This window comes from Bernardetia aquimarina (assembly GCF_042180575.1).
In the GTDB taxonomy this organism is placed as follows: Bacteria; Bacteroidota; Bacteroidia; order Cytophagales; family Bernardetiaceae; genus Bernardetia.
In genome coordinates this window covers 2,412,937-2,438,857 of the sequence record NZ_CP170094.1, presented here as the reverse complement: position 1 = coordinate 2,438,857, position 25,921 = coordinate 2,412,937, and the positions used below count along the sequence as shown (strand labels likewise).

The following is a 25,921-nucleotide window of genomic DNA, read 5'->3' as shown; positions in this document are numbered from 1 at the left end:
AGAAATGACTTGTTGTGTAAAAAACGTGTCAAAAAGGCAGAGTTAAATAAATTTAGAATGTAGAAGTCAGATTTTAGAAGTAAATACGGATATATTTCTTTCAATTCTAATTTCTAAATTCAGAATTCTAAATTTATTTAGGTGTTGCAATCTTCACTTTTTGAGTTTCCATTTCTATATCTAATTTTCGTACTTCTCCACAAAATTCGCCATCAATTTGAAAGCTAATCGGAGTATCTGTCTGAATACTTGCTTTTTTGGTTTTGATAATTTCGATAGTATTATCTTCTAAAGGTAAATATCCAAAGAGGATTTTGAGAATCAGCAATACATCTAGATTTCTAAAAATGACAATTTCGAAAATATCATCATCTATTTTTCCTGCTGGATTAACGACCACACCTGTTCCATATTTGCTAGAATTGGCTATCAAAATTACTCTTGCATAGGTATCTATTTGTGTGTCGTCGGTAGAAATAAGAGCATGAAAAGGTTCTTGATTTTCTAAAAGAGTAGGAAACATTTGTAAAAAATAACCTAATTTTCCGTGTATTTTACTTTGATGGTATTTTTTGACAAGCTCGGCATTGAGTCCTAAATCACTCAAATGAAAACTTTTCATCCCATTTATCAAAATGCTATCTACTTGTTTAAAATTATCTTGTAAAGCAATTTCCAAACAGCCTTCTAAGTCGTTGGGCAAATCCAAATCCTTGGCTAATCCATTGGCAGAACCCATTGGTAAAACCCCAAAAATAATGTCTTCTTCAAAAAGTGTTTCAATCACAAATTTAACCGTACCATCACCTCCTGCAATCAATATTTTTTGAGGTTGATAGTTTTGATAATATTCTTTAATTTGTTTTTTATCGTGTTCTTGTTCTCCTGTTCCTTCATAACAAGCAAAATTATAATTTTTATTTTCTACATAATTTTTGATGATTTGTAGTTCTGTATTTTTTTCTGTGCCTCCTGCTAAAGGATTTATGATTAATAAAATAGTGTCTTTTGGTGTGTTTTTCATAAACAATTCATTCTTTTTTTTACATTAGTAAACTACATTCTGATTTACTTGTTATCAAAGGAAAGAAAATAATTTTTAAACACGACAAAAGAAACCCTTGAAAGAAAATATGAGTTCAGACTTACATTCCCAAACAAAAGTCAAATTAAAAGCTGATTTGAAAGTATATAGAGGTTATGCAAGTGATAAGCTATTGGTTGTTTTTGGGCATGTATTTAAAAAATCTCCTGTTCCTTTAAGCGAAAAGACAAAATTCAAACATGCCTATTCTGTTCTAAGAACATTCAGAAGAAAGACCATTGCGAACGCTGATATTTATCTTTATTATAACAATAAAAAAATACACACCAAAACACTCAAAGATGGCTATTTTCGTTTTTCTATTCCTCTACAAACTACCTTTCAAGATAATTCTGAAAGTGGATGGAATAAAGTAGAAGTCGAACTAAATCATGAAGGAAAATCAATAAAACGAAGAGCTGAGGTGTTGCGTCCCTACAATGGGAAATTAGCTTTTATTTCTGACATTGATGATACTTTTTTGATTTCTCATACCAATAATTTATTCAAAAAACTATATGTTTTGCTATGGAGAAATGTAAATGATAGAAAGATATTTGAAGATGTAACAGCCCATTATCAACAACTTAGCGAAGCAGGACAAGAAAAAGGAGAAACCAATGCTTTTTTTTATGTCTCTAGTAGCGAATGGAATTTGTATAATTTTATTGAAAAATTTACCAAAATTCATAACCTTCCTAAAGCTGTCATCAAATTAAAGAGTATCAAAACAAGTCTTTCTGATTTTCTTTTTACAGGAAGAGGAAATCACGACCATAAATTTCAAAAAATAAAAGAAATAATTGAGTTTTACCCACATCTGAAATTTGTGCTTTTAGGAGACGATTCGCAAGCTGACCCTACTATTTATGAACAAATTTGTAAGACTTTTCCCCAAAATATAAAAGCTATTTACATTCGGCAGACTCAAAAACAACAAAAAAATAGTACTCAAAAAATCCTGCAAAATTTAGAAAGTCTTGATGTAAGTACATGTTATTTTCAAAAAAGTGAAGAGGCAATGTTACATTCTAAGGAGATTGGGATTGTGTAGCATCTAACTTTGCTCCATCAAAGTAATCACAGTAAAATAAGCAATCATACTAAGTGAAGATAACACATTCAAAAGCATTGTTCTTTGAAAGTTAGCCTGTGAAGAATCTTTCCATGAAATAAATGTCCAATAGACAAAGTAAAGCAAAACAGGAGCTAAAAAGGCTTGAAAAAGCCAAAAGTAAAACTCATATTGATAGGTAGAAAAGTAAAAATAAAATCCTGCTGCTGCCATTCCAAAAAATAAAATAGTAAAAATAAATGTTCCACGAATGCCTAAAAGTAGGCTAATTGTTTTGTCGCCTCGCTTTAAATCTTCTTCGTGTTGATAAATCTGTGTCATGGGATAAGAACCCAAAAGCAAAACTGAAATCAGAGCAGCAGCAAAAAGATGTCTTTCTATATAAAATACTTCAAAACCTTGAAAATTAGTCAAAAAATCTTTTTCAAAAGCAAGCACACACATCAAATACGTACACGCACCTTGAAAAATTCCGACTGTCAGCCAACCACCAATAGCATATTTTTTCAGTCTAATACTTGGATGACTATATGCTTTTGACATCAATCCATAAATAAAAACAAGTAAAGCAAATTGCCAATTCACAAAAAGAAAACTAAAAAACAGTCCGATTATATCAAAAATAAGTGAAGTCGTGAGCAAATCTTGCTTTACTTTGGGTGGGTTTTTCAGTCCTCCAATACTTCCCTCATCTTTATCATAAAAACTATTGAATCCATTGCTGGCAGGATAAACGAAAATATGCAAAATCACAAACACAATAAGATACATTTGCCACGTTAAATGAACAGCTTGACTGGCTGCAAAGCAAAAAACAGGCATCAAAAAAATAGAAAACGGAATGCGAAGATGAAGAAGGGTAGAACGAGTAATCATATAATGTAGCTGACACTTTCTAGGCGTCGTTGTATTCAAAAAAGTAAAAATGAAATTTAGTAAGACGAATTACGTATTTTTTTTGCTAAAATCTATCAAACGTACTTGCTTTTCTGTTTTAGTTGAGACTTTTACCATTCAAATAGCTTAATTTTGTAAATAATTACTTTAAAATTTCTATTCTTTTATATAAGGAATAGCAAATAAAGACGTTTTAAAATAAAAATCATTTCTTCAAGACCCTAAGGGTTTTCAGAAACCCTTAGGGTCTGCTGTCATTGATACATTCATCTATGAAAAAAATAATTTTCCTTTGTCTTTTCGCTTTTACATCATTTTCTCTTTTTGCTCAATCTGCCAGTCGTATTATGGGAACAGCAGAAACGAAAGAAACACGAGAATATGATCCTGCTACTTCTGTAGAAGGGACTTTTTTATTTCCAACAGCTTTTGGAAAAATAGCAGTTACTAATACTTCACATTCAAAATTACTTGATCAAGTAGAAGTGTATCGTGTCGAATTAGTATATTCAAAATACCCAAAAACAAATAACTTTCAAGAAATTCAACAGCGAAAACTTAATATGGCTCGTTTGGAAGAACTTGAAAAAACTGCTCCTCAGTTATTTAAACCTAATGTTGAATGGGAGTTTGTGGCGCATGTAGTCAATACGGCTGCACAGGCTAGAGAGTTGTATCATGGTTTTGTTGTTCATTATAATAAAAAAGAAGAAAAGAAAACAAAAGACCAACCCGAAACTCCTGAAACTCCGACACCAAACCCAGAAATTCCAGTTCCTACTTTTGCTTATAATCAAGAATCAGAAGAAGCCACTTTTATAAAAGAAGGCAATCCAAAGCCTAATTCTACCTATCAAGTCTTTGAGCGTCAAGATTGGAAAGATGTCGTTGTGGTTTGTGATTGGACGGCAAGTATGTATCATTTTGCAACACCCATTTTGTTATGGCATAATCAAAAAGCAGCACAAAACGATACTTCTTCTATTCAAAATTTTGTCTTTTTTAATGACGGAGATGATACACCCAACAAAGACAAAAAAATAGGAAGTACAGGAGGAATTTATGCTACCAAAACAGGAAGTGTCGATGAAGCTCTTCAAATGATGGAAGAGTCAAAAGCAGCAGGAACAGGAGGAGATTTTCCTGAAAATGACGTAGAAGCCTTGATTTATGCACAAAAAAATAATCCAAAAGCAAAATCATTGGTTTTGATAGCTGATAATATGGCAAGTGTGCGTGATATAAAATTGTTAGAGCAACTTTCAAAATCTGAAATTCCTGTTCATATTTTGATTGCCAGAACAGAAGAAATTGATGCTATTCGTCCAGAATATTGGGATATTGCTATCCAAACTAAAGGAACAATTCATACCTTAGAAGAAGATATTTCATTAGAAGAAGCTATCGAACACAAAAAGCGTTTAGAAGAACTTGCAGCGATGAGCAAACGAGAACTCAAAAAATTAGAACGTAAAGAAAGACGAAAAATGAAAAGGAAAAAGGGTGGGTTTTAATCCATATTATTTAGGTTTCAAAATAAATCGTTCTATCATCTTAAAAACTGTTGTAGAAGATTGTTCAGCAGCAGGATTCGAACGACTTAGGTCATCTTTTTCAAATCTTTCATGTATTTTCTGTGCTCTTTCAACAGCTAAATCTTGCCTTGCTTTTCCTGTTTTTACATCGATAGCTTGTAGCACTTCAAATATTTCAGGAGTGATAATTTTTGATTCTTTGTTATATTCTAGTTTATGTTCTTTCAAATAATCATTGATTTTATCATAATATAAACCTCTATCCATTGCAGATCCTTGATGGTCTTCAAAGTGTAGAATTATCCAAAATTCAAAGGCTTCATTTGAATAAGCTACCTTAAATCCTTTTGATTCTGCCATTACTATTGCAGCATTAAAATTTTGAGATTGTGTAGGATTATCTGGTTTTGGGTCGTGGTCAAAAACACACCAGACTTCATCAAAATTATCTCTTGAACTCAATCTTTCAGCTTCTTCTAGTTTCTCAGCCTCTTCTACCACTCTTTTTTGAGTATAACCTGTTCCAATTATATTTTTCGTATCTATGAAAGTCAATTTATAGAAACTAGCTAACTGCTTAAAATAACTAGGTTCTGTATTTTCTCCTTCACAAACAATCAGTACCTTTTTAGGTAACTTTTCTAAAATAGGTTCTTCATTTCGTTCTAGTTCAATAGGAAGACGTTTACTCATGCGTCTAGCTTCTCTTTTAGCTCGTTTTTCGGCAGCTTTTTTCTCTTTTTCTTCCTTATTCGTTCGATTAGTTCCCATTTTCTTTGTTCTTTAAAGTTTCAAAATCACCTAAATAAGGAATTGCACCATATTGTCCTGCAATATAATCTTTTTCATAATTATCATCTTTTCTAACTTCATTAGTTTTAAAATCAGCTAACGAATACAAAGAAGCTGCTCCGTAATGGTCTTTTTTGACAAACCAAATTTGATCTCTTCTAAAAAGATTTGAACTAGGGTTTAATAGATTTGTATTATGAGTATTGAAAATAAGTTGTGCGTTTTTTGGATTTGTTTCTTTAGAATGAAACAACTCAATAATTTTTTGCGTCAAATTAGGGTGTAAAGAAGCATCTAATTCATCAACAACTAAGATTAATCCATTTTCTAACACATCAATTATTGGAGCAGAAAGCGCAAAGTATTTTCTTGTTCCTAAAGACTCATCATTGTCCATTGAAAACTCTTCTAGTCCAACAAATTCATTATCTTGATTATATTGTTTCTTAAATGTCTTAACATCAGAGAAAAAATTACCGTCCTCTTTATTTTGATTTTTAGATGCAATAATTTCTTGAATTTGTTTTGGAAGCTCACTAATTTTACTCATTTGAGGTAGTAAATCAATGATTTCTAAATCAGCATCTTTTAAGAAGTTTAGAATGTTTTTTTTATTTATATCTTTTGATAATTCATTAACAGTATACTCTAAATAAACATCCATCTTCAAACCAGATATAACCTGCATTTGCCAATTAATCCATTTACTAACCACTTTTGCCAATTTTACATTAGAAGCATCAGCAACCGAAAGCAATAAAGAATTTGTCTTGATTCTATTATTATCAATCAAATCTTTAATTTTAAAATGTTTAGGGTGAAATTCAAATTCTTGTTCTTCTCTATAAAAAAGCTCAATTTCTTTAGGTTTGGAATTATTTTGTCGCATAAATAACCATTCTGAAACTACTTTTTCCGTTGTAATTTCAAAACCATATCTATACATAACATTATCTTCAATAAAAATTATCTCAAATAAAGAAGGTTCATTTATTTTTTGAGTACTTAGACGAAAGGGTGTAGCATTTATTTTTTTAGTGCTTTGATAATTTGCAGAATCAAAGACAATTTCTTTCAGAAAGCCTAAAGCTTCAATGAATTTAGTTTTTCCACTCGCATTAGCACCATAAATAACAGCCGTTTTGAGCAAATCATACTTGAAGTTGGAATCAAACACATTTGTATCTCTATATGTAGAATCTTTTGAAGCGACTAAGGAAATCTTAGTTTCTTCTGCAAACGTTTTATAATTACTGACTGTGAATTGAATAAGCATATTTGTAATAATAAATCCATTTTTTGAAATATTTACTCAAATATACACTTTATTATCAGAAATAGTTTCGTCTTTAATGAAATTCTAATCCTGCCCTCTCAAATCCACAAATTCATTTTGTCCACTATTCCAAAGTAATTCTGCTTTTGCTTTTGCATACTTCATTTCTAGTTGAATAAGCTTTAATTTAGCATCAAGATAATACCGTTCTCTATAATTTATCAAGAAAACAGTGCTACTTCCTAACTGAAAAAGTGTTTGTTCTCCATCACGCATGATGAGGGAATTTTGAACATTTCGTTTTTGTAATTCGACCATTTGAGCCAAACGATTGACTTGAATATAAGACTGTTCGACCCCAATTTGAATATCTCGCTGCGTAAAATTCAAATCTAACTCTTGCTGACGAATTTTGATTTTTGCCATAGCAAAACTAGCCCTTTCCTTTCTTAAAAATAAAGGTGCATAGAATTTCAAACCAAATTTATAATCTTCTGTTAGAGCCAAATTATTAGCTTTTCGTGGATATAAAATAGGTTTGTAAGATAAATCTAATTGAGGCATCAAAGAAAACTGATAAAGTTTTTTGTCTATTTTGAGTGTGTTGAGTTTGAAATTTTGCTTTAATAATTCGGGGTGAAACTCAGCAGCCGTAGCAAGCATATTTTGAAGGTCAAATTTTTCTATCTGACTTCCCATACTGGAAGGCGCAATCGTAGGTTTGATAAAAAGTGCTTCTCCATCTTCTGACCAAATATGACCCGAAAGAGCAAGACGAGTTTTCTCAAAATCAATCAGAGCTTGAAGACGTTCAACTTTTCGCTTTTGTAATTCCATAAGTGCCTCTGTTGTATCTATTGCTCGGTATTTTCCATATTCAAAGGCATCTTTTACACCTTCAAATCGTATTGTTGCCACTTCAATTCCTTCTTCTGCTACTTTCAAACTTTCATACGCTGCATACCATTCCCAATAATCTTTTGCCACAGCAAAAAATAGTTTATTAATTTCTTTTTGTTGTTCGGCTTGTGCCATATCTGCAAAAACTTGTGCTTTCCGAAGGGTCGCACGTCTTTCATCAAAAATTAGATTTCTTAAAACAGGAAGTTCTATTCCAGCATAAAAAAGCCCTTCATCTGGAAGGTTTTCATCATTATTCAAATACACACCTGAGTTGGTTTCATAACCTGCCTTCAAATCAAAACCCAAAATAGTTGGTACTTTAATTTCTGCATTCATTCGTTGATAATACTCTGTTTCTTTGTACTGCTTTTCTGTCCATTCACCCATTATAGTAGGATCAAACATCCCTCGTGCCTTTCTAATATCTTGAATGGCAAGGGCAGGAATTAATTTTGCCTTCTGAATAAGGGGGTGATACTCAAAAATTACTTCATAAACTTCAGCCAAAGAAAGCGTGTCTTCAATATCCAATAAAGAAAGAATAGGAACAGTTTCAATTTCAAGTAAAGGGTCTTGAATAACATTTTCAATTTGAAGAGAATCTGTTGTTTGTGCTTTCAAAACTGAAATAGGAAATAGACTGAAAGCTAAAAAACAGCCTATTAATAACTTTATAAAAAAGTAGTTGGAGTGGTTCATTTTAAGAAAATGAGGTAATACAGTTTTTGTAAATAACTTAGAATTATAGCAAAAAGTAAAGGATAGTAACACAAATTTACAAAGATAGTTTTACTATTAGCTTTTTTTATAAAAAAAATATTTTATTCTTATTAGATGTTTTGTTCTTATGTCTTTGCTGCCAAGTTATAAAAACTATTTAGGAAGAATTATGAGCTGAAAGACTACACAAGTCAATTAATATTGCAATACATGTATCATTTAAAAAAATACTTTTTTAATTCCTTTGCTGAATCTATATCAAATTGGGTGGTAATATAAGACAATATTACTGCCCATAAGATAGCACTCCAAAGCATGTGAAAAAAAATTCGTTCTTTTCGTTCTCCAAAAGAAATAGAAATGAGTGTTCCGACAATAGGAGAAAAAAGAACAGGTGTTAGAAAGGCGACACCAATGATTCCGTATTTGCGCCATATTTTTACTATTCTACGACTGCGTTTTGAAAATACTTTTCTCTTCCTTTTAAAGGCAATAAAAAACCAATTTCGTATAGCAATTCCAAAAAAAGTAAAAATGACTACACTAGTCATCATTCCTAAAACTGTAATTAGTACTGTTTCGAAATAAGAAAATCCACGTACAGCACCACCCACACAGCCAAAAATAAATTTGAACATGCTCATAGCAAAAACTACTAAGTAATCGATGAAACGTTCCATGGAATAGTAAAGAATTAAAAACTAAAACTCAAAATTCTAATAGGTTTTGTCCCTAAGTTCCGTAAAAAAAATAAGTTTTAAGGCTATTTTTAGATAAAGGATTGATATTTTACGCTCTAACACCTTATTTTTGAAATGAGAGACAAAATGGAGTTTGTAATAATTGATTAAATTGCACTACTTATTTCAAAACAATTCAATCATTTATTATCTCATTTTTATAAAACAAATATGTTTAAAATTACTACACATAAAACTGTACTTTCAGTTTTGTTTTTAATCTTCTCTTTGACTTTTGCTCAAGCGCAACAAAAGAAAACAGATAGTCTGTTAACTAATTATTTAAAATATATTGACAAGGCAGATATGAAAAAACACCTTTCTGTTTTGGCTTCTGATGAATATGAAGGAAGAGAAACAGGCGAAAAAGGACAAAAAATGGCAGCCGAATATATCGCAAATCGCTTTAAAGAACTTGGTCTTACAGCTCCTGTAAATGGTTCTTATTTTCAAAAATTCGAACTTAACAAAACTTCTTTAGCAGAGTTTAGAATCGAAACACTTACAGGCAAAATTGAATTTTCGAAAGATGAGATTATTGTAACAAACCCATTCAAAGGCGATAAAAACAATGAAGAAAACGATATTATTTTTGCTGGTTATGGGTTAGAAGAAGAAGAAGAAGAAGAAGAGGATGGATATTCTTCTTACAAATCTATTGATGTAAAAGATAAAATTGTTGTTGTGATTATAGGTACTCCAAAAGGGCAAGAAAACCTAATCCCAAATGAAGAAGCTAGAAAATCAATTTATCTACAAATGTCTTTTAAAGCAAAAATAGCAAAAGCAAAAGGAGCTAAGGGAATTATTCTTGTAGCAAAAAAACCAGAATATACACTCTTCGACCAAATGTATGGTCATTATTTCAAAGATCCACAATGGAGTGTTCCTTCTTCAAAAAATAAGAATGAAGAAAAACCTGATTTCTTAGTAGCTCTCTCAACAAATGATAAATTACCAAACCTTTTAGGATATACAGACAAAAAATGGAAAAAAGCATTCAAAAAGTGGAGTAAAAAAGGCAAAGGCATCGAAGAAGCTAAAGCTAAAGTTTACTCTGAAATGAAAATTGAAAAAGTAGAAACTGAAAATGTGTTGGGATTTTTGGAAGGCACAGACAAAAAAGAAGAGCTTATCGTAATTACAGCACACTACGACCATATCGGAATCATTGATGGCAAAATTTATAATGGAGCAGATGATGATGGTTCTGGAACTACTGGAGTTTTGGAGTTAGCAGAAGCATTTTCTTTAGCTAAAAAAGAAGGAAATACACCAAGAAGAAGTATTTTATTTATGCTAGTTACTGGCGAAGAAAAAGGACTTTTGGGTTCTAGTTATTATTCTGACAATCCTGTTTTTCCTCTCAAAAATACAGTTTCGAATCTCAATATTGATATGATTGGAAGAATGGATAAAGACCACAAAGACGACCCAAATTATGTATATATAATTGGCTCAACAATGCTTTCGACAGAGTTACATGACCTTAGTGAAGCAAGTGCCAAAATGTATGCTCCAAATGTAAAATTAGATTATACTTACAACGACAAAGACGACCCAAATCGTTTTTATTATCGTTCTGACCATTACAACTTTGCAAAACATGATATTCCAGTTATTTTTTATTTTAATGGAGTTCATGATGATTACCACCAACATACTGACGAAGTAGATAAAATTCATTTTGGTAAAATGCAGGAAATTACTCGTTTGGTTTTTGCAACAGCTTGGAATTTAGTAAACAGAGAAGAGCGAATTAAAAATGATAATTAATCATACATTGGTTAGATAAAGGATTCTTTAGCCTTTATAATCTGCATATAAATGAGGTTATTTGGGCTAGAGAATATTCTAATAATTATTTTAACAAAAATCAAATGGAAAAAAAGATTATTTATCAAGATGATTAAGTAGTTAGACAAAATTATTAAATATTTTTTTTATCTTTGTTTTATGAGAGGAAAAAAACGTTTTATTAGTTTGAGTATAGAGGAAGTATCTTCCTTAGAGCAAGGTTGGAAAGAAGGTAAATCATCAACTTTCCGTACTCGTTGTCATTACATTCTTTTAAGCCATCAAGGAAAAAAGGTTAGTGAGATAATGGATTTTTATCAAGTTACTCGCCAATTAGTTATTCGTTGGTTTAATCGGTATGAAAAAGAGGGCATAGCAGGATTAGAGACGAGTAAAGGACAAGGTCGTCGCCCTATTCTTCGTATAGATAATGAAGAAGAAATGAATAAAGTAGAATCTCTAGTTGAAGCCAGTCCTCAAAGTTTGAAAGTAGTTGTTTCTCAATTGGAAGAGGAATTGGGTAAATCTATGTCAGTCAAGACTTTAAAAAGGTTGCTTAAAAAAAAAATGGTGTTGGAAACGCTTCAGAAAAGTAACTGTTAAGAAACCTGACCCTGTTGTATATGAAGAAAAAAAACGTAGTTTAGAATTTCTCATTCTTTTATTTTTAGCAGGCTGTATAGATTTGCGTTTTTGTGATGAGTCTTCCTTCAATTTAGAACCCAATGTTCCTTATGGTTGGTGTAGAATAGGAGAACAAGTAGGCATTAAAAGTAGTAAGGGAGGTAATTTAAATGTATTTGGATTGCTTAACTTGCGTGGAGAACTAAGCAGTTTTGTAAGCACCCAAAACATTAATTCTAAAGTTATCATTGATTGTATAGATCAGTTTGTAGAAACAATTGAAAAAACGACTGTTCTAGTGTTAGATAATGGACCTTGGCATATTTCTAAAGAAATAGAAGAGAAAATAGAGGAATGGGAAGAGAAAGGAGTACTTATTTTCTACTTACCTTCTTACAGTCCACATTTGAATCCCATAGAAACACTATGGAGAAAAATCAAAATAGAGTGGTTAAGACCTCAAGATTTCACGAGTAAAGAAGACTTACATCAAGCTGTAAAAAATATTCTAAAAAAATACAATAGTAAAAAGTATAAAATTGATTTTACTATATATAAAGGAAAATTGTTACGATAATTATGTCTAACTACTTATATAAGTATAGCTGTAGAAGAGGAAAATAATCTTCTCATAGATACTTGGAATGAAAAGTCGGAAACGTTATCTGAAGAAGATTTTAAGAAATTACTCTTAGTCTTTAAAGATGCTGTACAGAAAAGCAAAGTTTCTTATGTATTGACAGATGTTTCTTTATTCATGTTACCCATGACCTGAATTACAAGAATGGGCTATCAACACAGTTACAACACCTTTAATGCAAACAACAAATTACTCTAAACACGCATTTATAATGCCTAAAGAATTTATTGCGAGTCTATCTATTGAGCAACTTACTGACGATATAAGTACTAATACAAGTGCTATAAATACAAAATATTTTGATAACAGGGAAGAGGCAAGAAAGTGGTTAAATATATAATAATTATTGATATGTGATTAAGCTAATAAATATATTAAGGGGTAGAGCTTTTATAAAGTTTTATCGATTTTTTTTAAGTTATCACAGAATATTTACCTTTTAAGAATATTTTTTTTTTATATTTAGAAATCAAGCAAATGTATTTTATTAGATAACTCGTTTTTTTGAGCTATACTATAACAACACTTTTTATTTATTTACTATCATACAACAACCTAATATTTATTTTGATATGAGAATATATGAAAGCAATTATTTACAAATAGATTCTGTTGCTGAACAGCACTTGTTAGAATTAACTTGGTTACCAGCAACAGCAGATATGACTTCTGAGGAATACAAAGATGAACATGTAAACCTTCTCAAGTTTATGTTAGAACAAAAGACAAAACGAGTGTTAGGTAATATAAAACAGTTGGGGTTTGTGGTAAGTCCAGAAGTACAAGAATGGATGAATGAGAATATATTTGCCCCTGTAATGGAAAAGGGGTTTAGCAAACTTGCTATTGTGATGAGTACAGAGTTTTTAGCTCAACTCTCTATCGAACAAGCAATGGAAGAGGAAGTGGGACAGCAAATAATTACAAAATACTTTGATGATAAGGAAGAAGCAAGAGAGTGGATAATGAATATTTAATTTTACATAGCAAAATTTAATTAAAAAGGACTCATTTACTTTTCGCTTAAAATACTTGTGATACTAACTACTATTAATTACACTTTATTTTCATGAATCAAAATATAATAGGAAACGAACTGCCACTATATAAATCTTTTTATAAAAATTACCCAGATGCTATTCTTGTTTTACAAGATGGAGTAATCATTGAGTATAATGAATTGGCTCAAATTCTTTTTCAAGTTGAAGAAAAAGAACTTATAAATAAAACACTATTTGATTTTACTCTAAAAAATTCTCCAAATGAGGATAAAATTTCTGAATTAGAGAATCATTTGAATACATGTGTACTAGCAGGGAAAGATATTTTTGAATGGAAATTCGTTAATAAAAAAGGTGAAAAAATAGATGTAAAAATATTTTTATCTAAGATTGAGGTGGATAAAAAAATATTCATACAGGCTGTACTGCGTGATATTACAGAATATAAAAAAATAGAGCAAGATTTAAAAAAGAATATTGAGGAAACAGAAACAGAAAAGAATATTTTCAAACTGGTAATTGATAATCTCCCACAAGGTATTTTTTGGAAAGATTTAGATTGTGCATATTTAGGTGCGAACAAACTATTGGCACAAATAGGTGGAGTCAAAGATACTAAAGAACTGATTGGGAAAAATGATTTTGATATGCCTTGGACAAAAGAAGAGTCTATAGCCTATCAAGAAGATGATAAATATGTAATGCAAAATGATAGACCAAAAATTAATATCATAGAGGCTCAAACAAATGTACATGGCGAAAAAACATGGCTAAAAACTAGTAAAATACCTCTTAAAAATAAGAAAGGAGATGTATTTGGGCTTGTCGGAATATTTGAGGATATTACTGCACAGAAAGTAATGGAACAAAATAATGATTTATTACTACAAAAATTAAAAGAGCAAAATAGAAAAATGATTGCCATTACAGATGTCTTGGATAAGAGTGCAATTGTTTCCATGACAGATAAAGAAGGCAAAATCATAAAAGTAAATGAGGATTTTTGTCAAATTTCTCAATATTCAGAAGAAGAATTATTGGGTAAAGATCATAGAATAGTAAATTCAACACATCATCCAAAAGAGTTTTGGCAATCTATGTGGAGAGATATTTCAAGAGGAAAAACATGGCGTGCTGATGTAAAAAATAAAGCAAAAGATGGCTCTTATTATTGGGTAGATACAGTTATTAACTCTGTAGTGGATAGTGAAGGCAAAATTGAAGGATATTTATCTATTCGTTATCTAATTACTGATAGAAAAAATCAAGAGCTAGAAATCCAAGTGAATCAAGAACAATTACAAACTACTGAAGAAGAACTAAGACAGAATCTAGAGGAGTTAGAAGCTCAACGAGATTATATCCAAGAAGTAAATAATGAAATAAAAGAAAAAAGTGATATTACAGATAGAAATAGTCAAGCTCTCTTAGAATTGAATAAAAGTTCAGATATTTATTCTGGTAATTTAGATGTTGCTTTTGAAGTAATTACTAAAAAAACTGCTAAAATCTTAAATATAGAGCGTGTAAGTATTTGGAAATATGACACTAATGACGAAGCCAAAATTATTTCTCAGAAGCAATGTGAAACTACTAAAGAGGGGTTTGTTTTTACTCAAGGTGTCGAAATAAAACAAAAAGATACACCAACATATTTTGCTGATTTAGTAGCAGAGAAAAGTATAATTGCTGATTTTGCTCAAAATCATCCTGCTTTAGTAGAGTTTGTAGATACTTATCTTATTCCACTTGAGATAAACTCTGTGTTAGACATCCCTTATTTTGTAGATGGAAAGCTTGCAGGAGTTATTTGCTGTGAAACTCAAAGACAATATAAAAATTGGACAATTGAAGATATTTCTTTTATCAAAGGAATAGCAGATATTATTACGATTGCTACCAAAACACAACAACAATTAGAAGAGCAAGAAAAAGTAAAACAAAATGAAAAATTACTATTCCGTTTTTTAGATAGAATTCCTGTTGGAGTTGCTATTATTGATAAACAAGGTTCTCCATTTTTTACCAATGATATAGCAAAAAAATTACTTGGAGATGCAGGAGACATTGGCGAAGGTGAGAATATAGCTACTGTTTATCCAGCCAAAATAGCAGGCACAGATGAGGACTATCCACTGGAAAAATTGCCTCTTATTCGTGCTCTTCAAGGTGAAGAAATTCGTACAGATGATATGGAAATTGTTAAAGACTCCAAGCGTATTCCATTACAAGCAAATGCCTCTCCTATACGGACTGATAATGGAGATATAGAGTATGCTATTTCTATTTTTCAAGATATTTCTGAAAGAAAAGAAAAAGAAAGAGAAATCCAAAATAAAAATCAAGAATTAGTTACAACAGAAGAAGAGCTAAGACAAAATTTAGAAGAACTTCAAACTACTCAAGAGGTATTATTAACTACTCAATTGGAACAAGAGAAACTTGTAAGTATAATTACTAATGTAGATGCTTTAGTTGCTATTGCTGATATGAGTGGCAAAATAGAATTCCTGAATGAAAAAGGGAAAGTCTTATCAGGATTCTATGAAAATTACCAAGGCAGAACTATTTCAGAATTTCATAATGAAGAAGGTAAAAAGCAAGCTCAGACAGTGATTATACCGACTGTAATGCAACAAGGGGAGTGGAAAGGAGAACATCAAATTCAAAACTATGTTACAAAAGAAAATATTGATACACTTGCAAATGTTTTTGTCATACGAGATCCAAATACAAAAAAACCTATTTCTTTAGGCACTGTGCAAATTGATATTACAGCACAGAAAGATTTAGAAAAATCAATTCAAGATCAAAATCAAAGACTTCAAGCCTCTGAAGAAGAACTTCGTCAAAACATGGAAGAACTTCAAGCTACTCAAGAGGTATTATTAACTACTCAATTGGAACAAGAGAAACTTGTAAGTGTAATTACAAATGTAGATGGTTTAGTTGCTATTGCTGATATGAGTGGTAAAATAGAATTCCTTAATGAAAAAGGAAAAGTTTTATCAGGATTCCATGAAAATTACCAAGGCAGAACTATTTCAGAATTTCATAATGAAGAAGGTAAAAAGCAAGCTCAGACAGTGATTATACCGACTGTAATGCAACAAGGGGAGTGGAAAGGAGAACATCAAATTCAAAACTATGTTACAAAAGAAAATATTGATACACTTGCAAATGTTTTTGTCATACGAGATCCAAATACAAAAAAACCTATTTCTTTAGGCACTGTGCAAATTGATATTACAGCACAGAAAGATTTAGAAAAATCAATTCAAGATCAAAATCAAAGACTTCAAGCCTCTGAAGAAGAACTTCGTCAAAACATGGAAGAACTTCAAGCTACTCAAGAAGCGATGAGAGAAAAACAAATTCTTATAGAAGAAGCCAAACTATCTCTAGAAAGACAAAATAATAAACTTTCCTCTAATGAAGCTGTCCTCAAAAAGACTTTCCATAAAATGAAAGTGCAAGAAAAAGAGTTAAAAGATAGTTTTACTTCTTTACAAGCACAAGAAGAAGAGCTTCGCCAAAATATGGAAGAGTTAGAAGCTACACAAGAAGCCATGGAGCAAAAGCAAAAATTAGTAGAAGAAGCTAAAGTTTCATTGGAAAAACAAAACGAAAAACTTGCCTCTAATGAAGCTGTCCTCAAAAAGGCTTTTCAAAAAATGAAAACGCAAGATATTAAATTAAGAGAAAGTTTTGATGCCTTGCAAACACAAGAGGAAGAGCTTCGTCAAAACATGGAAGAGCTACAAACGACACAAGAAGTATTAGCATATCAAAAAGATATACTTGAAATTAGTAATAGACAAATCACCAAAAGTATTAGTTATGCAGAAACAATACAAAAAGCTATATTACCTTCAAAAACACTAATTGAAGAAGTATTACCCAAAAGTTTTGTTATTTATAAACCTAAAGATATTGTTTCAGGAGATTTTTATTGGTTGTCCCACCACGAAAACAAAACTCTTGTGGGAGTAATCGATTGTACAGGGCATGGTGTACCAGGAGCATTTATGAGTTTGGTGGCTTCTAATATTTTGAGTGAAGTGATTAACCAAAAAGGAATTTTACAGCCTAATCTAATATTGCAAGAATTACATGAAGGAGTTGTCAAAAAACTCAATCAGAAAGAAGGAGCAAATAATGATGGAATGGATTTGACGCTTTGTTTGATAGAAAAAAAATCAAATGGTCAAACTCTATTAACTTTTGGTGGTGTCAAACAAAACCTATACATTGTTAGAAATCAAGAACTTATCGAAATAAAAGGTAATAGGCGTTCTATTGGTGGTGGGAAGCGAGATGATGAGAGAAAATATACGCAAGAAGAAATAATGCTTCAAACACAGGATGCTGTCTTTTTGGCTACTGATGGATATGCAGATCAAGCTAACAATGAAAGAAGGAGTTTTTCCAAGAAAAAATTTAGAGAACTCTTAATAGAAGTTGGAGATTTACCAGCAAAAGAACAAAAGACAATTCTTGAAGATCGCCTTGCTAAACATCAACAAACAACAGAGCAGCGAGATGATATAACTGTATTTGGTTTTAAAGTTTAAAACTAAATATATCAAAATCAACCTATTCTATTAATATACTTAATTTTTTATTATAACAAGTTTATCAACTATGATGGATTATCATACACGTTTAGACTCTCAAAGTGCAGTACTCTACTACAAAGGACCATTTGATAAAGATATTTTAGCAAATATAAGTTTGCAATTACGTCGAAGGTTTGCTGATAATCCACGTATGAGTGCAAAACTATTTTCTATTTTTATTGAACTAGCACAAAACATTGCTTACTATTCAGAAGAATCAAATTTTTTCTATGATGAAGATACCAAAAAGGATATTAAATATTCACAAGAGGAGAAAAAAAATAATGGAGTAGGAACTGTCGTTATACACAACAATGACACAGAAGTTATTTTAAGTGCTGGTAATCTTGTTCCTTCAGAAAAAGTAAAGGAAATTATTGCTAAGTGTGAACAAATAAATGGACTTAGTACAGAGGAGTTGAGAGCTTTAAAAAAAGAAGTTAGGAGTCTAGAACGTACTCAAGAACAAAAAGGAGGAAATATCGGACTTATACAAGTAGCTCTCAAATCAGAACACCCTCTACAAGTAGAATCTAAAGAAGTAGATGATAAAAACTCCTATTTTATAATTTCTTCGACTATCGAAAAATAAAAACTTTTCACAATTTAAAATTGACTTATAAATTATGTTTACAGAAAATGGTAAAAATTTAGTAGTAGAAAGTAAAAAAGATGCCTACTTTGTACCTTATGTAAATTTTGATGCTGATGCAGAGCATTGCCTTATTGAAGGAGAATCTTATTTGGAAGATGCTTTTGAGTTTTATGATAATCTAATGAATTGGTTTAAAGAATACTTTACCAATCACCAACAAGTAATATTAGATTGTAAACTTTCTTATTTTAATACAAGTTCTTCAAGAGCTTTATTAGATTTATTTCGTCTGCTTAAAGAGTTTCAAGATGAGGGAAAACAAATAACTATTAATTGGTATTACCCTGAAGAAGACCACGATGATATGAGAATAGAAGGTGAGGATTTTATGGATGAAAGTGATATGCACTTGAATATTATCAGTTATTAAAATCATATCTATTTATCTTTTCCAATATAAATTTTAAACTGTCAAGACACTACTTTATAGTGTCAGACAGTTGAGATTTAGGCTCTATTAAAATAATAAGAATAAAACAGTAAAGACATTTAAAGTCTCTAAGTATAAAACGGATTATTTATATGTAGTTTAAGCGATGTTTCACATAACTTTCTACTAATAAGAACATTTTTCTGCTATCAGGAACTCTAATACGTTCTGAAAGGATTGCTTGAGCAGAGGATTGTTTTATTTTATTGAATAACTTGAGATAATAAACATAAGCCAAATAAACTCCCATTCTTGAAGGCTTTGGAAGTCTCAAAATAGCGTCATAAGCAGCATCAAAATCTTTTTGAATATCGTTTTCTATTTGAATTTTTGCGTGGGCATCAAATTGTGAATAATCAACATCAGGAAAATAAACTCGTCCACGTTCATCAAAATCACTTTTCATATCTCTCAAAAAATTTACTTTTTGAAAAGCTGCTCCTAGGCTTCTTGCCCCTGATTTCAAACCATCATACAGTTCACTATCATTTTCACAAAAAACACGAAGACACATTAAACCTACTACCTCAGCAGAACCATAAATATACTCGTTGTATTTATTATCGGTATATTCTTTTTTGTCCAAATCCATTTTCATACTATTCAAAAAGGCTTCTATAAGTTCATTTTCAATAGAATAACGCTCAACAGCAAGTTGAAAAGAATGAATAACTGGATTAGTACTTATTTTTTCTTCAATAGCACGATAAGTATCTTCTCTAAAACGAGCTAATAAAGTAGCTCTATCTTTATCATGGAAAGTATCTACAATTTCATCAGCATAACGCACATATCCATAAATAGCATAAATAGGAAAATGTAACTTTTTGTGTAATGTCTGAATTCCCAAAGTAAAAGAAGTACTGTAATGTTGAGTAATTAATTTACTGCATTTCAAGGCAGTTGTATTATAAAGTGCCATAGAGTCTGAAATAGTATCAGTTCCTGCTGAATTAAAAGTAGAGGAGGGTATAGTATTCATAAGAACTTTATAAATTTTTTTAGTAGTTATTTCTAATACTGTTTTTTTAGTAAAACGAAATAGAGAGTATAATAAGTATGTTCTTTTTTCAAAATAGAAAAACGCACACTTTTGTTTGAAAAAAATGTGCGTTTTTTTTTAATATTTTAATGTAAAATTCAGAGTAATAAGGACTTATTAGTTTTTTGAGGCATATACCTTCAAATTACCTTTTAGTTCCTTACGTGCAATATGAATTCTGTTTTTTACCGTTCCAATAGGAATCTCTAAACGTTCTGCAATTTCGTAGTATTTGAAACCTCTAAAGTGCATCATAAATGGAACTTTATAAGCATCATCTAGTCTATCAATCGCACGAACTACATCTTGCATCATAAAATCTCCATACGCACCATTTGCAGCTACGTGATTAGAAGAGTTGAGAAAGTGTAAGTTTTCGGTAGTGTCAATAAATGTATTACGACGTACCAAACGCTGATAATTCGTAATAAATGTATTTTTCATAATGGTATATAACCACGCCTTTAAATTTGTACCTTCCGTAAATTTCTCACGGTTGGTAAAGGCTTTTAATATTGTTTCTTGAAGCAAGTCATTTGCTTCATCAGAATCTTTAGTGAGCTTCAATGCGAAAGGACGCAAAGAGTAAGCTATTTTTTGTAATGCAAATCCAAATTCGAAGGCTGTCATAGTTAAAAAAATTTTGAAGTTTGGAGGTATTTGTTTTTGTTTAATACAAAGCTAATGTTTATTAAACGAAAATCCAAATTTTTGTGTAATTATTTAGTTAAAAAAGTTAAACAAAATGATTGTTTGTACAATTATTTTCTAAAATATCTTTTATTATAATCTAAGATAGCATTTTTTTGGAAAAAACCAAACATTACAAGATTATTAAAAGATGAATTTTTGATAAATTATCATTCTAAAATATCAAATCACAAAAATAAAAGAAAGTGAAGTAAATAAAATTAAAGCTGTAGAATACAAAAAACTAAGATTAAAAAATGATTTTCTGAAATAACTATCAAGTTTATTCAGAAAATTAAGAAGCAAATCAATAAAAAAACTGTAAAAAATGATTTTTTTATCAGCTACTTGTCTATATAACGGAACTTATTTTGAAAGGTTACACATTTTTTGAAAAACATCTCAAATTGTTTAGAATTTTCTGTTTTTTTTGAAAAAAGGGCGTAGTAAGCTAGTTTTATGTTATTAGAGTTGTTTTTTTAAAAGATTAACTCTATTTTTTTTTCACTAAAAAGAGCTTTTTTACATAACAGCTTTATTAATTTATATAATAAATTTCGCTACATTTCTTTTCTTCCACTTACATCAATATAAACAGCGACATAATTATCTAAAAGCGTTCTATTATAAAATTTTAGGTAATATTCCTGTTCATTTGTAACATACCTAATATACTTTCTCCAAATTTCATTTGGATGGTAAAGAGTATAAACTGTAGAGTTTTGGTAAAAAGTAGAAGAGATGATGTTTCTAAAAAAATAAAATAATGATTATAATTTTGGTTCAACCAGCTCTTTTATATTAGGGTGTTTTTTGAGTAAAAAAAGAATGTTATTATTCATTGAACGGCTTATTTTTCTATATTTTTTCAAAAAAAATAACGAACTTCGTATCATTGTGCTTCTGAAAATCTCTAGTATAGTTGTATCAACAATTATTTTATGACCTTGTATTTAGAGTTGTTTAGCTTTTGTGCAACACTTTAATTTTTATCTCTTAATCTGCTCAATTTGTCACTTTTTCAATCTTTTTCTGATACTTCAAATACCATTTCTACAGAAAGAAAAACACTTTTTGCAGAGGTTATTATTCCTGTTCCTTTAAAAACAACTTTTACTTATCGTATTCCTTATGAATTAAATGATTTTATTCAAATGGGTGTTCGTGTTGTTGTTCCTTTTGGAAAAAAACGAGTACTTACAGGTGTGGTAAAGTCAGTTACAGAACAAGCTCCAAAAGGATATTCAGCAAAATATATTTTAGAGCTTTTGGATGAAACACCACTCATTACACCAACTCAAATTTGGTTTTGGACTTGGATTGCCTCTTATTATATGTGTTCGATTGGTGAGGTAATGAATGCAGCTTTGCCTTCTGGATTGAAGTTGAGTAGTACAAGTAGATTGCAATTACACCCTGATTGGAAAAATAAATTGGTCAAAGAAATAGATGAGAGTGAAGAAAAACTGCAAATCATAAAAGAACACGATTTGTCAAAAGATGAGGTTCGTTTAATAAATCTACTAGAATTAGAAAATTCATTGACCTACGAGCAAGCAGGCGAAAAGTTAGATTTACAAGATGTTTATCAAGTAATTAAAAAGCTAACTCAAAAGCGAATCATAATAATTTTTGAAGAATTAAAGGAAAAATATAGTCCATTAAAAGAAAAGCAAATCCGAATTGCTAAAGAATACGCAAGTCAAGAAGGAGTGGCTGAAGCCTTCACAAAGACAACACGAAGTACAAAACAGGAAGAAATTTTGCTGACTTATCTATCCAAAAACCCAATAAAAGATTATCCAAAAAGCATTTCGAAAAAGGAGTTATTAGGAGAAAATCTATCAGCAAGTTCGTTGAAGACATTAATAAAAAATGGAATTTTTGAAGAGTTTGAAAAGACACTTTCTCGTTTTGAGTTTGAAGAATGGACACAAACAGAATCAGTAATTAATCTGACTTCTACCCAACAAAATGCAGTAAATCAAATCTTTGAGCATTTCCAAGACAAATCTACGGTTCTTTTACATGGGGTAACAGGAAGTGGAAAAACAGAAATGTATGTCAGTTTGATAGAACAAGTGTTGCAAAGTGGAAGTCAAGTTTTGATGCTTTTGCCTGAAATTGCGCTTACCAGTCAGATTGTAGTTCGTTTGAAGCGAATTTTTGGAAATGCTGTTGGTGTTTATCATTCTCGTTTTTCGGATAATGAGCGTGTAGAGGTTTGGAAAGGTGTTTTGAATGGCGATATTAATTTTGTAATTGGTGTTCGTTCGTCTGTTTTCTTGCCTTTTGAGCATTTGGGTTTGATAATCGTTGATGAAGAACACGACCCTTCCTATAAGCAATACGACCCTGCGCCACGTTATCATGCTCGTGATACTGCACTTATTTTAGCTCATAAACATCAAGCAAAAGTTGTTTTGGGTTCGGCTACTCCGTCGGTGGAAAGTTATTTTTTAGCCAAGCAAAAACAGTATGGTTTAGTAGAAGTTTTGCAGCGTTTTGGAGAGGCTACTTTGCCCGAAATTCAGTTGGTAGATTTGAGAGAATCCAAAAAACGAAAAGAACTCAAAGAACAATTTACAATAGAGCTTTTTGAACAAATGAAAACTGCTTTAGAAAATCATGAACAAGTTTTGCTTTTTCAAAATCGTCGTGGATATGCTCCCTATTTGAGTTGTGAAGTGTGTGAGTGGATTCCAGAGTGTCAAAACTGCTCTGTCAGTCTTACCTATCATCAAAAAATACATGAGTTGCGTTGCCATTATTGTGGGTTTCATACCAAAATTCCTAAAACGTGTTTAGTGTGTGATTCTACAAAAATATATCCGATAGGTTTTGGAACGCAAAAAATAGAAGAAGATTTGCAAGTTATGCTACCCGAAAGTAGGATTGCAAGAATGGATAAAGATACAACCCGAACCCGAACAGGCTACGAAAAAATTATTGATGCCTTTGAAAAGCATGAAGTTGATATTTTGGTAGGAACACAGATGATAACCAAAGGATTAGATTTTGAAAAGGTAAATCTAGTAGGTGTTTTTGATGCTGATAGAATTCTATTTTTTCCAGATTTTCGTTCTTCTGAGCGTTTTATGCAACTTATTATGCAAGTCAGTGGACGTGCTGGGCGTAGAAGTGGAAACGGAAAAGTAGTTATTCAGACCAATGCGCCATCGCATCCACTGTTTTCTATTATTTCTCTTCATGATTATCAAACTTTCTATAATCAAGAAATTATGGAAAGAGAACAATATAATTATCCTCCTTTTGCACGACTAATAAAAATTATGGTTAGACATGAAGAGCGAGAAATGGCACAAAAAGCAGCTTTTATTTTATCCAAAAAACTTCAATCAAAACTTAGTCCTCAGCGTGTTTTAGGACCTGAAGCTCCAATTATTGAACGCATCAGAAATAAATTCCAACAAGCCATTTTAATAAAATTAGAACGTAATCAATTTGATTTAAGAAAAACAAAAGAGTTTATTCAATTTCAAATTGATGAACTTTACACAGATAAATCATTCAAGAAAATATATGTTGTGGTTGATGTGGATTTTGTTTAGAATTACTCACTTTTTCTTCTCCTCAAACCACTCCAAGTCCTTCTCAATAGAATCAAAAAAACACAATTACTATTCTAAAAATAATAATTGTGATTCTAATTTTTTGAAAGTAAGAACTTATGTTATTCTACATTTCGTTCCATGTATTTTATAATATCTGTCGCAATATCTTTTCCTGTTGCTTTTTCAATGCCTTCTAATCCAGGAGAAGAGTTTACTTCCAAAATAAGTGGTCCTCTTGAAGACTGTAACATATCTACACCAGCTACTCCCAAACCTAATACTTTGGCAGCTTTTAGAGCAGCATTTTCTTCTTGGTCGGTCAGTTCAATAATATTTGCACTACCTCCTCTATGAAGGTTTGAACGAAACTCTCCTTCTTTTCCTTGTCGTTTCATTGCACCTACTACTACACCATCTACAATAAAGACACGAATGTCTGCTCCTCCTGCTTCTTTGATAAATTCTTGTACAATAACACGAGCTTTTAAGCCATTAAATGCTTCTAGCATAGATTCGGCTGTATTTCGATTGTCTGCCAAAACTACTCCTAATCCTTGTGTTCCTTCCAAAAGTTTGATAACCAAAGGTGCACCACCTGCTTTATCGACCACACTTGTAACATCTCTTGAATAATTACTAAACACTGTTTTTGGTAAATCAAGACCTGCACGAGCCAAAATTTGAAGACTTCTTAGCTTGTCTCTAGAACGAACTAACGCCTGTGATTCGGTAGCCGTAAAAATTTTCATCATTTCAAACTGACGCACTACGGCTGTTCCAAAAAAAGTTACGGAAGCCCCAATACGTGGAATTACACCTTCAATATCTGATAATTCTTCCCCTTTATAAATGACACTTGGTTTCTTTTTTTGGATTACCAAATCACATTTTGTATGATCTACAACGATCATTTCGTGTCCTTTTTTTTCTCCTGCTTCAATAATTCTCTGAGTAGAATAAAGATTTTTGTTTGCCGACAAGATGGCTAATTTCATGACGTTTATTTTAAATGTTTTGTGTAAATACTTTCTCAAAAGATAAGAATTAAATCTCTTAAATTCAAAATAGAAAAACGAGTAGCCATTAATATTAACTTGAAAAAGCATAAAAAAAGCGACTTCTTTAGATAGAGAAGTCGCTTTTTGCGTAAGATAAGTGAAACGGTATTTCTTTGCTTATAATTTCATCATTTTTGGATACTTATAAATCGCATACGAAATAGAAGCTGCTGCATGACGTACAAATGTATCTGTAAAGTTTGGATTTAAAGCTGTTTTTTGTTTGAATTGTGCTGCTGAAAGTCCGTGTCCATTATCTTCAAATTTAGACATTTGTCCTGTTGCTTGATAATCTACCGAACCATCTTTTTTATATGTGATTCTAAGCATTGTATTTCTGTCCATATCCCATTTATAACCTTTATTTACAGAGTAAAATATTTTAATAATATATTCTCCTGTTGAACTGCGTTTGTCTATGGCTACCATAGTTGTATTATAAACAAGATTTGATTTACCACCTCTTTCTCTATGAACAAAATAGGTATATTGTCCTGGTCTTGCAGATTGTTCTAGTTCCCACTTGTATTTTACACCTTTGCGAACTAAATAACCACGAGGGTTGTCTTTTACTTCATTTATTTCACTTTTAGCACTCAAATCAGCAAAAATAGAATTATAATATTCACTAAATGAAGTTGTTGCATAACTACTGCTAACAAAAAAAATAAAGAGAGAAGCAAGGGCAATTTTTTGAATTGTTTTTGTCATGTTTATCATTTTATAAATAAGGTTTGGGATAAGAATCGTAAAAATTAATAGAGTGAT

Annotated in this window: 20 protein-coding genes and 1 pseudogene; 11 read left to right on the top strand and 10 right to left on the bottom strand. The window is 31.0% G+C overall.

What is annotated here, in order from left to right:
- Window positions 1-133 precede the first annotated feature (133 nt).
- On the bottom strand, window positions 134-1,024 hold the full coding sequence (locus ACE193_RS10350) for a diacylglycerol/lipid kinase family protein (RefSeq protein WP_375562897.1): 891 nt from the start codon (window positions 1,022-1,024) through the stop codon (window positions 134-136).
- A gap of 109 nt (window positions 1,025-1,133) precedes the next feature.
- On the opposite strand from ACE193_RS10350, the gene ACE193_RS10345 reads away from it, so the two are divergent.
- A complete protein-coding gene (locus ACE193_RS10345; RefSeq protein ID WP_375562896.1) occupies window positions 1,134-2,138 on the top strand; it encodes an App1 family protein in 1,005 nt (334 codons plus the stop codon).
- A gap of 3 nt (window positions 2,139-2,141) precedes the next feature.
- On the opposite strand, the gene ACE193_RS10340 is transcribed toward ACE193_RS10345, so the two are convergent.
- A complete protein-coding gene (locus ACE193_RS10340; RefSeq protein ID WP_375562895.1) occupies window positions 2,142-3,074 on the bottom strand; it encodes a UbiA family prenyltransferase in 933 nt (310 codons plus the stop codon).
- A gap of 254 nt (window positions 3,075-3,328) precedes the next feature.
- Between ACE193_RS10340 and ACE193_RS10335 the strand changes: the two genes are divergently transcribed.
- Window positions 3,329-4,570 carry a hypothetical protein gene (locus tag ACE193_RS10335; RefSeq protein ID WP_375562894.1) on the top strand — a complete coding sequence of 414 codons (1,242 nt, stop codon included), beginning with the start codon at window positions 3,329-3,331 and terminating at the stop codon, window positions 4,568-4,570.
- 6 nt (window positions 4,571-4,576) lie between these two features.
- Here the strand turns inward: ACE193_RS10335 and ACE193_RS10330 are convergent, their stop codons facing one another.
- From ACE193_RS10330 to ACE193_RS10315, 4 genes are all read right to left on the bottom strand, one after another.
- Window positions 4,577-5,362, bottom strand: a complete 786-nt coding sequence (locus ACE193_RS10330) for an RloB family protein (RefSeq protein ID WP_375562893.1) — start codon at window positions 5,360-5,362, stop codon at window positions 4,577-4,579.
- Complete coding sequence (locus ACE193_RS10325; RefSeq protein ID WP_375562892.1) at window positions 5,352-6,659, bottom strand: ATP/GTP-binding protein; 1,308 nt, start codon at window positions 6,657-6,659, stop codon at window positions 5,352-5,354. Before ACE193_RS10325 ends, ACE193_RS10330 begins: the two co-directional genes overlap by 11 nt.
- Before the next feature lie 84 nt (window positions 6,660-6,743).
- Window positions 6,744-8,261, bottom strand: a complete 1,518-nt coding sequence (locus ACE193_RS10320) for a TolC family protein (RefSeq protein ID WP_375562891.1) — start codon at window positions 8,259-8,261, stop codon at window positions 6,744-6,746.
- Between the two features lie 236 nt (window positions 8,262-8,497).
- The gene (locus ACE193_RS10315; RefSeq protein WP_375562890.1) at window positions 8,498-8,962 is read right to left on the bottom strand and encodes a hypothetical protein; all 465 of its coding nucleotides are present in this window, start codon (window positions 8,960-8,962) and stop codon (window positions 8,498-8,500) included.
- 231 nt (window positions 8,963-9,193) lie between these two features.
- Here ACE193_RS10315 and ACE193_RS10310 point away from each other — a divergent pair, with 231 nt between their 5' ends.
- The 8 genes and pseudogenes from ACE193_RS10310 to ACE193_RS10275 all read left to right on the top strand — a co-directional run bounded on the left by ACE193_RS10310 (window position 9,194) and on the right by ACE193_RS10275 (window position 18,728).
- Complete coding sequence (locus tag ACE193_RS10310; RefSeq protein ID WP_375562889.1) at window positions 9,194-10,798, top strand: M28 family peptidase; 1,605 nt, start codon at window positions 9,194-9,196, stop codon at window positions 10,796-10,798.
- 180 nt (window positions 10,799-10,978) lie between these two features.
- Entirely contained in the window at window positions 10,979-11,422 is a 444-nt protein-coding gene (locus ACE193_RS10305; RefSeq protein ID WP_375558679.1) for a helix-turn-helix domain-containing protein, read from the top strand.
- 31 nt (window positions 11,423-11,453) lie between these two features.
- Window positions 11,454-12,020, top strand: a pseudogene (locus tag ACE193_RS10300) (IS630 family transposase); the annotation flags it as partial.
- Between the two features lie 274 nt (window positions 12,021-12,294).
- Window positions 12,295-12,423 (top strand): hypothetical protein, encoded by a 129-nt coding sequence (locus ACE193_RS10295; RefSeq protein WP_375562888.1) that lies wholly within the window; start codon window positions 12,295-12,297, stop codon window positions 12,421-12,423.
- A gap of 232 nt (window positions 12,424-12,655) precedes the next feature.
- Window positions 12,656-13,060, top strand: coding sequence for an STAS/SEC14 domain-containing protein (locus tag ACE193_RS10290; protein ID WP_375562887.1), 405 nt, complete (start codon window positions 12,656-12,658; stop codon window positions 13,058-13,060).
- 92 nt (window positions 13,061-13,152) lie between these two features.
- On the top strand, window positions 13,153-17,658 hold the full coding sequence (locus tag ACE193_RS10285; RefSeq protein ID WP_375562886.1) for a PAS domain S-box protein: 4,506 nt from the start codon (window positions 13,153-13,155) through the stop codon (window positions 17,656-17,658).
- 70 nt (window positions 17,659-17,728) lie between these two features.
- Window positions 17,729-18,295: a SiaB family protein kinase gene (locus ACE193_RS10280; RefSeq protein WP_375562885.1), complete on the top strand. Its 567-nt coding sequence runs from the start codon at window positions 17,729-17,731 to the stop codon at window positions 18,293-18,295.
- Window positions 18,296-18,329: 34 nt separating this feature from the next.
- On the top strand, window positions 18,330-18,728 hold the full coding sequence (locus ACE193_RS10275) for a DUF1987 domain-containing protein (RefSeq protein WP_375562884.1): 399 nt from the start codon (window positions 18,330-18,332) through the stop codon (window positions 18,726-18,728).
- Window positions 18,729-18,876: 148 nt separating this feature from the next.
- On the opposite strand, the gene ACE193_RS10270 is transcribed toward ACE193_RS10275, so the two are convergent.
- A complete protein-coding gene (locus tag ACE193_RS10270; RefSeq protein ID WP_375562883.1) occupies window positions 18,877-19,770 on the bottom strand; it encodes a phytoene/squalene synthase family protein in 894 nt (297 codons plus the stop codon).
- Between the two features lie 177 nt (window positions 19,771-19,947).
- Window positions 19,948-20,460, bottom strand: a complete 513-nt coding sequence (locus ACE193_RS10265; protein WP_375562882.1) for an RNA polymerase sigma factor — start codon at window positions 20,458-20,460, stop codon at window positions 19,948-19,950.
- A gap of 1,070 nt (window positions 20,461-21,530) precedes the next feature.
- On the opposite strand from ACE193_RS10265, the gene priA reads away from it, so the two are divergent.
- Window positions 21,531-24,092, top strand: coding sequence for a primosomal protein N' (gene priA / locus ACE193_RS10260; RefSeq protein WP_375562881.1), 2,562 nt, complete (start codon window positions 21,531-21,533; stop codon window positions 24,090-24,092).
- Window positions 24,093-24,214: 122 nt separating this feature from the next.
- On the opposite strand, the gene rimK is transcribed toward priA, so the two are convergent.
- Both rimK and ACE193_RS10250 read right to left on the bottom strand, forming a co-directional pair.
- Window positions 24,215-25,090 (bottom strand): 30S ribosomal protein S6--L-glutamate ligase, encoded by an 876-nt coding sequence (gene rimK / locus ACE193_RS10255; protein ID WP_375562880.1) that lies wholly within the window; start codon window positions 25,088-25,090, stop codon window positions 24,215-24,217.
- A 180-nt stretch (window positions 25,091-25,270) separates the two neighbouring features.
- Window positions 25,271-25,864: a hypothetical protein gene (locus ACE193_RS10250; protein WP_375562879.1), complete on the bottom strand. Its 594-nt coding sequence runs from the start codon at window positions 25,862-25,864 to the stop codon at window positions 25,271-25,273.
- Window positions 25,865-25,921 lie beyond the last annotated feature (57 nt).